General features: G+C 44.3%; 8 protein-coding genes. 6 read left to right on the top strand and 2 right to left on the bottom strand.

The window, feature by feature from the left end:
• The first annotated feature begins 12 nt into the window (after positions 1–12).
• The 5 genes from LLW17_RS17445 (at position 13) to LLW17_RS17425 (ending at position 6,666) form a co-directional block, all read left to right on the top strand.
• Positions 13–831 (top strand): hypothetical protein, encoded by an 819-nt coding sequence (locus LLW17_RS17445; protein WP_228231576.1) that lies wholly within the window; start codon positions 13–15, stop codon positions 829–831.
• A 114-nt stretch (positions 832–945) separates the two neighbouring features.
• Entirely contained in the window at positions 946–2,406 is a 1,461-nt protein-coding gene (locus tag LLW17_RS17440; RefSeq protein WP_228231575.1) for an alpha/beta hydrolase family protein, read from the top strand.
• A gap of 36 nt (positions 2,407–2,442) precedes the next feature.
• The gene (locus LLW17_RS17435) at positions 2,443–3,816 is read left to right on the top strand and encodes a S41 family peptidase (RefSeq protein WP_228231574.1); all 1,374 of its coding nucleotides are present in this window, start codon (positions 2,443–2,445) and stop codon (positions 3,814–3,816) included.
• Positions 3,817–4,006: 190 nt separating this feature from the next.
• On the top strand, positions 4,007–4,471 hold the full coding sequence (locus LLW17_RS17430; protein ID WP_228231573.1) for a (2Fe-2S)-binding protein: 465 nt from the start codon (positions 4,007–4,009) through the stop codon (positions 4,469–4,471).
• 5 nt (positions 4,472–4,476) lie between these two features.
• Positions 4,477–6,666 (top strand): molybdopterin cofactor-binding domain-containing protein, encoded by a 2,190-nt coding sequence (locus tag LLW17_RS17425; protein ID WP_228231572.1) that lies wholly within the window; start codon positions 4,477–4,479, stop codon positions 6,664–6,666.
• Between the two features lie 89 nt (positions 6,667–6,755).
• On the opposite strand, the gene LLW17_RS17420 is transcribed toward LLW17_RS17425, so the two are convergent.
• Complete coding sequence (locus tag LLW17_RS17420; RefSeq protein WP_228231571.1) at positions 6,756–11,456, bottom strand: glycosyl hydrolase; 4,701 nt, start codon at positions 11,454–11,456, stop codon at positions 6,756–6,758.
• 308 nt (positions 11,457–11,764) lie between these two features.
• Here LLW17_RS17420 and LLW17_RS17415 point away from each other — a divergent pair, with 308 nt between their 5' ends.
• On the top strand, positions 11,765–12,163 hold the full coding sequence (locus tag LLW17_RS17415) for a VOC family protein (protein ID WP_228231570.1): 399 nt from the start codon (positions 11,765–11,767) through the stop codon (positions 12,161–12,163).
• 117 nt (positions 12,164–12,280) lie between these two features.
• On the opposite strand, the gene LLW17_RS17410 is transcribed toward LLW17_RS17415, so the two are convergent.
• Complete coding sequence (locus tag LLW17_RS17410) at positions 12,281–12,640, bottom strand: hypothetical protein (protein ID WP_228231569.1); 360 nt, start codon at positions 12,638–12,640, stop codon at positions 12,281–12,283.
• Positions 12,641–13,170 lie beyond the last annotated feature (530 nt).

Raw genomic sequence — 13,170 nt, 5'->3', positions numbered from 1 at the left:
AGAATAAGTAGTATGAAACTGGAAACTTATAACAAACGTTTGTTAGCGATATTGGGTAGTGTTGCCGTGATTTTTCTATTAATTGCGCTCTTTTCCTTTCTCGTATATACCATAAATGATATGCGACGAAACAACTACCCCGAGGAAACAGGCATATTATCTGACGAGAAAATTGAAGAGTTGCAGCGTAAACAGAAGAGGCAACAGGTGATTTCTTATAATACCCCGAAACTGGTTGATACCGTCAATTCTATTTATATGATTCCGGTTTCTCATAAAAATCTGGAAGAGGAAGAAGATATTAACAGCGGATTATTAAAGGCGATGGCAAGCTCGTCTGATTATTATGAAAATGAAGACGAGAGGTACTCTGCTAATTTTTATGGTAAATTCAATAATCTGCTGCTCTATGATGCAAAATCCCAGACTACCAATAAGTTATTTGAAAAGCGTATCAATTTCAATAACATCCGTACCGAGTATTTTGAAGATGATATTTTAATTCTGATTCAGGCTTCCAATTCAGACACCTACAAAGACGGGGTCATAAACCTGCAGGATCTTTCCTCATTGTATGTTTATTCGTTTGCACAGAACGAATTAAAAACTATTTCGCAGAGCGGAATGGACGCCTACCAATATGACTTTCTGTATAACACTAAAGATTTAATTTTATCATTTGGTATAGATAAAAATGAAGATGGTCGCTATACCGAATTCAATGAGCCCACCCGTATTAAAAAATACAATTTTGAAACGGGGGTCCTGAATGATTTGATTGATAAAACTCTAAGTGAGGAGCTTCAGAATACTTTAGAAGGAAGCAAATAGAGCACAAACTCCCTATCCCAGCGACAAACAACCGCATTAGCAGGGGATTCCACATGGCATCGCTAAGGTCTACCTGATACTTTTGTAAGGTATTCAAACCTTTAAAGTAGTTCTATGCGTCTATTTGAAATCATACTGCTCGTATCGCTCACCATTTTACCGTTTTGCTGGAAATTTTTAGCCCGTAAATTCAGTTCTTATTATTTGATAGGCGGACTCGCTGTTTTGATAATCCTCCAGTTGGTCGTTGAAGGCTATCGTTGGCAATTGCTTCCGGGCTATCTACTTATCGTGATTTTAGCCGTACGCATAAGATTTGCAAATGCAGAAAATCCGTTTCGATTTTCAGCGCTATCCGTGTTGAGAGGTCTGGGATATCTGTTATTGCTGGTCCCGGCCTGGGTGTTGCCACTGGTTTTGCCGGTTTTTAAATTGCCCGAGCCCCGCGGACCTTTCGCCGTAGGCTCAAAAAACATACATCTGGAAACCAACAAACCTGAACCAATCACAGAGAATCTAGAAGACAAACGCCAACTCATGCTCAAAGTCTGGTATCCCGCGATTGCAGATGATGCGCCAACTGAAACCTATGTCCCGGGTGCCGGTCGCGATGCTTTTGCGTTGAAATACGGCCTGCCTGCTTCGGCGCTTAATTATCTGGATTATGTGAAGACCTATGTGCATCCCGAAGCTCCATTTGCCGAAGGACGCTTCCCGGTTTTGATTTTTTCGCACGGCTACGGCTCCAAGGCCACCGGGTATTATGCTTTATTGAGTGAAATCGCCAGCCAAGGCTATATCGTCATCACTATGAATCACACCTATGAAAGCCTGGGAACTACCTTTCCGGATGGGAGTGAAGTGTATTTCGATTACGAGTATCAAAGACAAATTGCCGCAAATCAGATGGAAACCATTACACCCATTCAGCAGGCTTTTCGCGATTCGATCTCCTTTGAGCAGCGCCAAAAGATTGTACGCGATGCCGTGCAAGACTATTTTGAAGGCGATATCCAGGAGCGTTGGGTGCAGGATATGCAGGAGGTTTTAGATCGTTTACCGCAATGGAATAGCAGTGGGTTTTTGAAGAACAAGATGAATCTCAATCAGGTAGGTGCTTTTGGGCATTCGGTTGGTGGGGGAGCGGCGGGCAGGCTTAGCCTTTCAGATGCACGCATTAAAGCCGGAGCCAATCTCGACGGCATTCAATGGGGAACTAAAATAGATACCCTGTTTCAAAAGCCGTTTTTGTACGTTTCGGCAGACTGGCCTGCGGAGCACGAAGACCTGAACGCACATATTTACCTCAAAAAAAGTACCGACTATTTTTACGAGGCCAAATTGCTGAATTCCGGGCATCCCAATTTTATGGACATTCCGTTTATGGTTCCTGTTTCGGCTTTGGCAGGCACCGGAAGCATTGATGCTGAAGAAGGTATCCACATCGTAAGCGATCTGGTCACAGCCTTTTTTGACCGACACCTTAAAAACGAGACAAACGCCAATCTGGAATCTTTTTCAACATCAAGTCTGCTGGAGTTTCAGATTTTTAAAGGCGATTCTATTCGCCAATAAATGCTATTTTTAGCCGAATACATCTAAGGTTCAGCTATGCGTAAACTTCTGTTTTTCATTTTAGTGTCTTTGTTTCTGATTTCGGCAAACGCACAATCCCGATTTTCAAAGCAACAGGTTGCTGAAGATTTGAACGAGCTCAAAAACTTGCTCATCAATGCCAATTACAACGCGTATGCCTATACTACCAAGGCTGAATTTGATTCGGTTTACGATGGTTTAAAATCTGAAATTAAAAGAGATTCCCTGAATTTTCTGGAAACGACCAACCTGTTTCAGCGAATGGTCGATGTGGTCAAAATGGGGCATACCTCCATTCCGTTTCCTGCGCAGTCGTATATCGAATATGTAAGCGGCGGCGGAACGGTGTTTCCGTTAGAACTCACTTTTGAGGACGATAAAAGCTTTGTGCGTAAAAACTGGTCTGCAACTGAAGCACTCCGTCCCGGGACTGAAATTCTCAGCATTAATGGGATGCCCATGCCTGAAGTATTGGCGAAACTGCATCCGCATCTGGCCGGTGAGCGGGAGTATCTAAAAAACGCGAAGATGGAACTTTTCTCCTTTCCCAGAATTTACTGGCAGGTGTTTGGCAGTGTTTCGTCTTTCCAGGTCGAAGCGCTTCAGGATGGGAAGTCCGTCTTAATTGAAGTGCCCGCTGTAGCCGGTATTTCCGGTTATGAAAGCCTGCGAAATGAAACGCTCGACGGCGTTCAGGATTTCCGCTTTATACAAAACAAAGCCTATATGAAATTGGGAAGCTTCAGTGGGGATGAGGAACAATTTAAAGCCTTTGTTGATTCGGCCTTTACCGAAATACGCAAAACCAAAACCGATACTCTGATTCTCGATTTACGCAACAATTCCGGCGGAAATGACAGCCAGAGCGATTACCTCCTCAGTTATATTGCAGACCGGCCTTTTCGGTGGAATTCCTCCTTCAGTCTTAAAACCAGTAAAGCCCTGAAAGAACATGTGCGCAGCGAGCGCGACACCACCGCTGCGTTTTGGAAGGAAGCCCTCACGCACGCTGATGGTGAAATTTACGATTACGCCTTTGAAGCTTATGAGCCCAAACCTGAAAACCAACGTTTTACGGGAACTGTCTATGCGCTGATCAACCGCCAATCGCATTCTCAGGCGGCCGTCACTGCCAGTCAGCTTCAGGATTACGGTTGGGCGACGCTGGTAGGCGAGGAGACCGGCGATTATCCTTCCTTATATGCTTCCGTGTTTTATGTAAAACTGCCTCAGACGGGTATCGTGGTTCAACTTTCAAAAGGGAAAAGCGTTCGGGTAAATGGGAGTGATGCCGAAGAAGGCGTGATCCCCGATCTCAAAATACGCGATCACCTGCTGGATGATGAGGACGAAACTCTCGACAGACTCCTGCAAGTTCTTTCCCGCTAATCAACGCACAATTAAGCCTTTAAAATTTTCTGCTTTAAAAACGTCACAGGATTGTGTATCTTAGGGCAGCGCTATGAAAACCACTTAAATTCTACGCCTGTACCGGCTTTTGAATTTTAGCAGAACTTCCTTATCGGATTGCTTTCGGTATTCTGGTGTTAACCTTAAACCCTAGTAAAAACAGCGTATTATGCCACAGTACACTTTAACAATTAACAATCAGGAACATCAGGTTGATGTTGCTGCAGACACGCCCATTCTCTGGGTGCTACGCGATCACTTAAAACTGGTAGGAACCAAATACGGCTGCGGAATTGGCCAATGCGGAGCCTGTACCATTCACGTAAACGGAAGCGCGGTACGCTCGTGTTCGCTTCCTGTAAGTGCGGTTGCGGGCGGCTCTATGCAACTCACCACAATTGAAGGTCTATCCGAAAATGCAGACCATCCTGTGCAACAGGCCTGGCTGGAGGTTGATGTGCCCCAGTGCGGCTATTGCCAGGCGGGACAGATTATGAGCGCCGCGGCTTTGCTGAAAAGCAATCCCAATCCCAACGAGGAGGAGATCAAGACCGCTATGAGCGGAAACCTCTGCCGTTGCGGTACGTACACACGAATAAACAAAGCAATCGCTCTGGCAGCACAAAAACAATAAGGACTATGGCATTTATTAAAACCAAATACAATCGCAGATCATTTCTAAAGGTTTCGGCGGCGGGAGGTGCCGGCCTGATGTTGCAGTTCAGTTGGCTGCGCGGTATGGCTCAGGACAATAAGCCTGCCGAAGAAGCTTTTGATCTCAACGCGTACATTCGCGTGAATACAGACGGGACGGTGACTATTTTTTCACCAAACCCGGAGATTGGTCAGAACGTAAAAACCTCGATGCCGCTTATTGTGGCCGAAGAGCTTGATGTCGCCTGGGATCAGGTTAGCGTAGAGCAGGCGCCTTTAAATACCGATAAATATCAGGGCCAAATCGCGGGTGGTAGTCAGTCTATACGCCGCAGCTGGGATGGTCTGCGTATGGCGGGAGCTTCGGCAAGACATCTGTTTTTAGCCGCAGCGGCTAAAAAATGGGATATCCCCATTGAAGATTTAATCACGGAAGACGGTCAGGTAAAACACCTGCCTACCAATCAGTTTGTGGCCTATCCCGATCTCATTCAGGATGCCGTGATGATTCCGGTACCGGAAGAAGTAAAACTGAAAGATCCTGCCGACTTTAAATTGATAGGAACTGCGGTTAAGAACGTAGACGGTATGGGCATTGCTACCGGTAAGCCGCTTTTTGGCCTTGATTATATGCGTGATGGTGCGCTTATCGCGATGCCGATACATCCGCCGGCTTTCGGTCAGAAACTAAAATCTTTTGATGCCACGGCGGCTAAGGCGATGCCGGGTATTCACGATGTTTTTACCATTAATACCACGCTGGAGAAACCGCAATGGTCTGATGTTAATGCTTTTAATGAACTTGTAGTCGTGGTAGGTGACAGCACCTGGCAGGTGATGCAGGCTAAAAAAGCTGTTGAGGTAAGCTGGGAGACTGTTGAGGAGCTGGAAGACACGGCCGCTCATCGGGAGAAACTCGAAAAAGTTTTCAGCAGCGGAAAAGGAGAAGTGAAGCGTAAGGATGGGGATCCTGATGACGCTTTCGCGAAAGCAGATAAAATTGTTGAGGCCAGCTATTACGGTTCGTTTTTAGCCCACAATACCATGGAGCCGATGAACTTTTTTGCCGATGTACAGGCTGACAAAGCTGACCTGGTTGGGCCTATTCAAACCCCGGAATCGTTGCGCAAATCGGCTTCGGCACTGTTGAATATTCCGGAAGAAAATATAAATGTCGATATGACCCGTATGGGAGGTGGTTTTGGCCGCCGTTTGTATGGAAATTTCGGACTGGAAGCGGCAGCGATTTCGCAGAAAATAGGCAAACCCGTAAAACTGGTTTACAGCCGGGAAGACGATATGACTCAGGGAACCTATCGCCCTTCGTATATGCTGAAGTACCGTGCAGCGCTTGATGCGGATAAGAATTTGATAGGTTTTGAAGTCCTGGGTTCAGGAATCCCGGAGAGCCCTATTTTTGAAAACCGCTATCCTGCAGGAACAGTTAGCAATTACAAAGCAGAAAATTTTGGTGTGGAAACCGCGATTTCCACCGGAGCCTGGCGTGCGCCGCGTTCTAATTTTACCGCGGGAGCAGAGCAATCCTTTTTGGACGAGGTGGCTGAAGCAGCGGGTAAAGATCCTATAGAGTTCAGACTGGAGCTTTTTGATAAAGCGATCAGCAATCCGGTAGGGGAGCGCAACGATTACGATCCCGAGCGTTATGCCGGCGTGCTCAAACTGGTAAAAGAAAAAAGCAATTGGGGCGTAGAACTCGACGGTGTTTACCGCGGTGTTTCCGCTTATTACTGCCACAATTCCTACGTGGCTCAGGTAATTGATTTGGTTAAAGATGAAGATGGCAATCCCGTGATCAAAAAGGTTTGGGCCGCTGTTGACTGCGGAATCGTGGTCAATAAAGAAGGCGCTCTTAACCAGATTGAAGGCGGAATCGTAGACGGTCTGGGTCACGCGCTCTACAGTCAGCTTACTTTTGAAAAAGGAAAACCCATGCAGCAAAACTTTAACCGCTACCGCCTCATCAAAAACAACGAGGCACCGGCAGAGATCGAAGTCTTTTTTGTAGAAAACGGTATTGCACCCACCGGTCTGGGTGAGCCCGGTTTACCACCGATAGCCGGAGCCTTTGCCAACGCCATGTATAAAGCAACCGGAAAGCGCTATTACCGACAGCCCTATATGATCCTCGATCAGCAGGAGAAGGTGTTGGGTTGATCAGCAATTTTTACCGGAATTATAAAACAAGCGACCCTTTTGGGTCGCTTGTTGTTTTAAGGAGATTAGAAAGGCGTTGAGATTTTTTTTTAATTTACAATCACTTTTACAGATTCGGTTTTTGTGTTTGTAGCAACCTGCAAAATATAAATCCCTGAGCTGAATTGCCCCAATGTATTTGTCACGCCATTTGCCAGATTGCCATTACCCAACAATTGCCCTGTAATGGTATACAAACGGTAAGAAGGGCTTTCGTCACCTGAATAATTGCAGTAAAGTGTACTATTAGCACTAAAAAGCTGAATGCCTTTATCTGATAAGGAATTTTTCTCAGTTCCCAGTCGCTCTGTGTCGGCCAGTTTTTCAATTTCTTCTTTAGGTAATCCGTAATTGAAAATTTTAAACTCGTCATAGCTTATTTGGGACAGCGGATCCGGGTATTGTGATTTGCCCAGATAGTTTGCTGTTGTATTCCCAAGATCAGCAGGTTTTAAGGTTACTTCAGCACTTCCGGCAGCATTTCCGTTGACGTATAGGGTCGCGGTATTTCCGGCCTGTACAATTGCCACGTGCATCCATTCATTTAGGGAAAGCGTGAGATCGGTACTCACCCGGTTTCGGGTGCCGCCATGTTCAATTTCGTACTGAAATTTTCCACTTCCGTTAGCGGCCTCAAGCGCCATCCAGTTGTCTGTGCCGGTACCAAAATCGAAAACACGATTCCAGTTTGAAAGCTGATCCAGTTTAATCCAGGTGGATACCGTAAAATCAGTTAGTGTGCTTACAACCCCTTCAGGTAACTGAATGTAACCGCCGCCGGTAAGATGTATGGCATTTTGCTTAGCACCGGTTTCACGGGTAAAAGTGGTCATCGCCCGGGCGTCTTTCATATTCCAGACATCAAGAACTTTATCGCCTTCACCCTCAAAATTGAAGTGGAGGTGTCTGCCGTCTTGCGGTTTAGCTTCGAAGATTTCGTTGTTTCCCTGTTCACCAGCGGCAGTAAACGGAACTATTTTATAAAAATAGGATGTGCCATTCGTGAGATTTTGATCCACATACGGTGTGCCGGTAACCGTGGCTAAGTTTTCAAAATTACCATCAGCCGCATTGGCGCGTTTGATGTAATAACTTTCATCGTAGCGGGCATTCCAAAATAGACTGACCTGAGCATCTGCTGCGCCTATACGAACGCCGTTTACAGCATCAGGAATGCTCACTGCCGGCGTTGTTACGGCCAGTGTTTCTGTAAAAGTACCTGTGCCTGCAGTATTTAAAGCTGCCACACGGTAGTAATAAGTGGTTGAGGCAGTAAGATTTTCATCAATAAACGTCAATTCTGAAAAATTGCTGGCAATATCCGTATAGGTTCCGTTTGCGATGGCTGCACGCTGTAAAACATACGAACTTGCATTTGCAGGAGCTTCCCAGTTTAATGCAATGCGAAACGGAGATAGTGCTTCACCGGTAAAGCCTGTTGGAGCTTGTGGCAATTCTTCTTTTACAAATTGAACGACATTTGACCAGGGTGATGCCGCACCATCTTTGCCAATAGCGCGTATGCGGTAATCTGCCTTCTCCTGTATACCATCTTCTTTAGTAAGTACAGTAAAATCTTCGGTCTCAAAAAATACCGAAAAGTTTGATTCTCCTTCTAATTTACGTTCTACAACATACTTAGAAATCAGATCAAAATTGTTGCCGGTCCATTTCAAATCAATGGACTTGTAATCATCGGCAACTTCATATTCTAAAACCGGAGCAAGGGGTTTCCAGGTGGTTGTGTATTCATATGACGGTTTAAAGGCTTTTTCTGAAGCATTAGCGGCATAATATTGCCCGGCCGGGGTTAATACCACTTTGATGGTGCCGCTATCGCCTTCCCAGCTGGCTACAACGGGAGCGATTTTTAACCATTCGTAATTTGCGTGATTTGGATTTCGTGATTTGAAAGCGTCGTTAATGGTCACAAACATAGCACGTGCATCCTCTACCCAATTGTAAATGGAATAGCGTTCTACATAATCGGTATTGTCAAGCAGATCTAGAATTGCGATGAGGTCATTTTTATGTTTTTGGGCGTTGGCGTCGGTCAGAACCTGAGGGCCATCCGGGAAATTATTACCTGTCCAGTTTGCACCTATATTCCATTCGGTAATCCATAAGGGTCTTTTATATCGGTTGTAGACGTTTTGTAGATCGCTTGCCCATTGGCTCGGAGATTTGTACCAATAGCAGTGTATGGCCATATAATCTACCCGGTAATTGCGAGCTTCAGCCTTTTGCATAAAATCGCCCAGCCAGGGATTAAAAGGATCTGAAGTCGCGGGAGAACCCAGTCTGAGACCAGACTGAAGTAATCCAGGCCAGCCGTCAATTGCTCCCTGTACATCTAAATTAGCCTGATCGGGACGATCCGGTTCGTTATAACCCAAAAGATGCGTATAGCCTTCTTTGGTATTCGCCGGCCCCAGATCTGGCCACCAGCGCGTTTGGCGAATTGGGACATATTCAATATTTGGAGAACTGTTTATACCCGTGTTCCAGTTGTAGTACCAGGTGATATCAAGTGCGGCCTGCTCTGCATCACCTCCGCCGGCAAGACCTTTTTTGCTTACTTCGTGCCATTTCATGGTACGTATAAAAGAAACGGTCTCATACAAGTACGGTTGTAAAACCGGAATTTCGAGATCTTCGTCTTCCGCGATAAAAACCCGGCTGTAGCCTGTACCGTTTGCATTAGAAGCCAGAGTAGCCATAAAGCCTTTCTTCAACTTGAGAGACTTAATTTTATTATCCAGATCGCCCAGATTGTTATGTGGAGTCACAGTCACGAAGGTTTGAGACTGTCCGCCATAATTTTCTTCGGTATATACAGTAAGCGGACTGTAATCTGAAGCATACTTTGTCAACCGGCTGCCTGCACCTGATGCGCTTACCGAAACATTTGTACCTTCAATAGCGTTGGCCCCGTCTACACGTATAAATTGTAAAACCGAACCTATAACTTCCGAAGGGCGAAGCTTGTCAAAATATACAACAGCATCATCGCTGATATTAAGCTGCGCATTGATGAGGGGATTTACCAGGTTACTGAGGTGCAACCGGCTATTGCCTCTGAGATTTAAGTTGGTTTTAGCATAACTAATGGTACTTAAGTTTTGATTAGTGATTGTTTGCTCTACCGTTGAAGGAGCAGAGACCGGATTGGGAGCGAAGGTGCCTGCCTCAAAGTTGATGTAATCTAATGTAGCAGTCAGAGTCCCATCAATATGATTTCTTCCGATGATGAGCTCTTCAGTTTCTTTTTTCAGTACCGAAAGATTGGCAAGTCCAAAGCTTCCTGAAGCTGCCTCAACAATTAGAAAAAAGGTACCGTCTGCCGAAGGTGTAAAGGTAAGCGCCTGGGTTTTTAGGCGGTCTGAAACCGGAAAAGAGGTTGTTTTTAAAACAGAGCTTCCGTCTGAATTGCCGGCAATACTCCAGGTCAAATCGCTTGTGGTTCCGTTGAGGCCTTCCGCAAGAGCTGAGAATTCATAGGTTTGATCAGCCTGCAATTCAATAGGAAAGGAAAACTTGCGCGTACCGGAAACATTTTCCCAGTTAAGGGCTAAAATGCGCCCTTCAAAATTACCGTCCTCTTCTTCGAGAAGGTGCCCTGAAGTAACATCAAGATAACGTACTCCGGCTGTGCTGTTTGCTGTAGTCCAGTTTATACCGGCATCGGTACTTGTCCAGCCATATTGGTCAGGACTGCCTGCCTGATCAATGGCCAAACCATCCCATTTGTTAATCAGGTCGCTTGACTTGAGATGGAGTTGCCCAATACCGTACAGGCCCCAGTCGCCGGTAATGGTAAGATAGTGTTTGCCACTAGCGGGTGCAGTAAAGGCGAGCTTACCTTCTCTAAGTCTTAAATTAGCAGCAGTAGTATAGCTTTCTGAGAAGAGTTGGTTTGTTCCTGTCTGGTCTGAAGAGATAGCTACCTGCAATTTGGCACCGGGGGACGTATTAGCGACAAGCTCATATAACCACGAAAACTCGTAAGAAGCACCTACCTTAAGATCTATAGGATAGCTGTAGGTTGAGTTACTGTAATCATTACCATCCCAGCGTATATACATCAGGCGTCCGTTAAAGGTTGAACCGTCGCTGTCCAGAACATGTCCCGAAGACAAATCCATATACCTTACACCAGAGCCGGCATTTGCGGTATTGAATATCGAAGTGATCTGATTGTTGCTCCATCCGTAGTCAGTGGGTCTGCCCGAGTTGTTACCGGGTGTTCCGGCCCAGGCACCCAAAAGATTATCAGGTCCGTAAGCCACGGGGTTTGCACTTTCAGAACCCGAAATCTGCTCTAATTTTTTAGAAGTTAAATAATACCCGTCCAGATAAATGTGAAGGTCATCGCCGTCTACTACATAACGATAGGTTTGCTTCTGAGCATTATCTACCGAAAGGCTGAGATTTTGTGGAGCATTCAGGTCTGTTGTGAGGTTAAATTCAGTTTTAGAAAGACTGGTTCTAAAACCCCTTCCCAATTTGTTTTTGTAAAATACGTCAAGACCTCTGCCTGTTGCCGCATCAATCTGTGCCGGAAATTCAACACTGAAATTAGAAGCATTTTGCGTGTGGAGCTTCACGGTATATTTTGAACAGTCAAATACCACTTGTGTACGCAGGTTTTCATTGAGACTGGTCTGCACCGGGAATGCAGGGGCCTGAGCGCGCAGGTTAGTCAGACTAAGCGTAATTATGGCTAATAGAAAAAGGTAATGTTGTTTCATAGGTTATAGTTGTTAGCGAAATCGATATCGTGAAAAAGCTTTAGTTGAGCTTTTAGTTGTTTCATATACAAGTTTCCTAAAATAGCAGCTTTTATTCAGGGGGTATTTGGGGTAAACTAGAGGGGTAAAGTGTTCAATACACATTTACTTAATTGACAGACCTGGAATAGGGGCTATGCTGACTCCAAAATTGTTTTTGCATGGTTATAAGATTCTCTTTCAGGAAATTAAAAATCTGTTGTAAAAGCTTGTTATCTTTAGAATAGCGTAAAGCCTTGATACTTAATTAACCAAAAGCAAGAACTGAAATGGCATCAATCAACCCATACATTCATTTTGACGGCAATGCCGAGGAAGCCTTTGTATTCTATAAATCTATTTTTGGAGGAGACTTTGCCATGCTGATGCGCTTTAAAGACGTACCTGCAAATCCTGATTTTCCCATAGATGATGCAGATGGCAACCGCATTATGCACATCGCATTACCTATAGGTAAAAGCGATATCCTGATGGCCAGTGATATTCACCCGGGACTGGGGCCTTTAAATCTTCGGGAAAACCGAAGTAAAATTTCGATTAGTGCCGAAACTCTTGAGGAGGCCGAAAAATTATTTAAGGGTCTGTCTGAAGCGGGTGAGGTGGAAGTTCCTTTTGCTGAAAGCTTCTGGGGCTCTCATTTTGGGATAAATATGGGATCGAGTGGATGATTGATTACGACCCAAAGTATCGGGGCGAGGGATGATAACCGGTAAACCTGTTCATTTTTCCCGATTATTAGTGATCTAATTTTTTTTTGAACTTAAAAATTAGTAGCAGAATCCCTACTAAGGTATTTCCTTAATTAGAATGGTATCGGCCTTAATAGTAAGTTCATAAAGGTCTGAAATGGGCCATCCATTGGTGTAATATCCAAATCTTTTGAGATGTTGCTCATCATTCATCCTGAATGAAAGGAAGTATGACCCATCTGTTTTTGGGACATGGCTCATATCGATTTGGTAATCCAGATTTTGATTGGGTTTAAGACCAGTTACTTTATCCGGATTTTGATTGGGTTCAATATTTAAGGAATCAATCTGAAAAGTGGTGTCGTTTTTAATTTGGAAGTTGACGGTAGTCTTATTTTCGCAACCGACACAGCATACCATAATTAAAATTAAAATAGATAGGTAGGTTTTAAGCATTGTCTTTAATTGTGCTAAATAGTATTTTGCAATATAAGTTATATCGAAAGGAATTTGTTCTGAGGTCTTTATAAAAATTATAATGTGGAAAATAAGGATAACTATTTTGGGGTGTATGTAGTCTTAGGTATGATCATATTCGGTTTTTTAGGTAATTATTTTGTGAATAAACGGAATAGCGATGCTCTAAATTCCTCACACGCTTTACCCGAGGAAAAGTTGTAGACTTTTCATTTAGCAACTATACGTACTATTTGAAATATGTGTACTATGTGGACGGCGTAAAGTACAGATCAAGTGTAGGCGGTATGAAGAAATTTTATTTTAAAGGAGGGGATTTGGGATGTATTGGGGCATTTTTTGAGGTTAAATATGCAACTAAGGAGCCGAGTATTAGTGAAATTGAGCATCCCCCAAAAATTAGGACAGTAATTTAAGTTCCAAAATAACTTTAAATTTACTGTTTTATGACACGAAGAAAATTCACACCCAAGTTCAAGACCAAAGTGGTTTTAGAAGCTCTCAAAGAG

The organism is Leeuwenhoekiella parthenopeia (genome assembly GCF_020782115.1).
Taxonomy (GTDB): Bacteria; Bacteroidota; Bacteroidia; order Flavobacteriales; family Flavobacteriaceae; genus Leeuwenhoekiella; species Leeuwenhoekiella parthenopeia.
This window is presented reverse-complemented; position numbering and strand designations above follow the sequence as displayed.

Bases quoted from the DNA above. Each gene is read 5' to 3' on its own strand.
- LLW17_RS17440 (WP_228231575.1), top strand. From the start codon at position 946: ATGCGTCTATTTGAAATCATACTGCTCGTATCGCTCACCATTTTACCG.
- LLW17_RS17425 (WP_228231572.1), top strand. From the start codon at position 4,477: ATGGCATTTATTAAAACCAAATACAATCGCAGATCATTTCTAAAGGTT.
- LLW17_RS17445 (WP_228231576.1), top strand. From the start codon at position 13: ATGAAACTGGAAACTTATAACAAACGTTTGTTAGCGATATTGGGTAGT.
- LLW17_RS17435 (WP_228231574.1), top strand. From the start codon at position 2,443: ATGCGTAAACTTCTGTTTTTCATTTTAGTGTCTTTGTTTCTGATTTCG.
- LLW17_RS17415 (WP_228231570.1), top strand. From the start codon at position 11,765: ATGGCATCAATCAACCCATACATTCATTTTGACGGCAATGCCGAGGAA.
- LLW17_RS17430 (WP_228231573.1), top strand. From the start codon at position 4,007: ATGCCACAGTACACTTTAACAATTAACAATCAGGAACATCAGGTTGAT.
- LLW17_RS17410 (WP_228231569.1), bottom strand. From the start codon at position 12,640: ATGCTTAAAACCTACCTATCTATTTTAATTTTAATTATGGTATGCTGT.
- LLW17_RS17420 (WP_228231571.1), bottom strand. From the start codon at position 11,456: ATGAAACAACATTACCTTTTTCTATTAGCCATAATTACGCTTAGTCTG.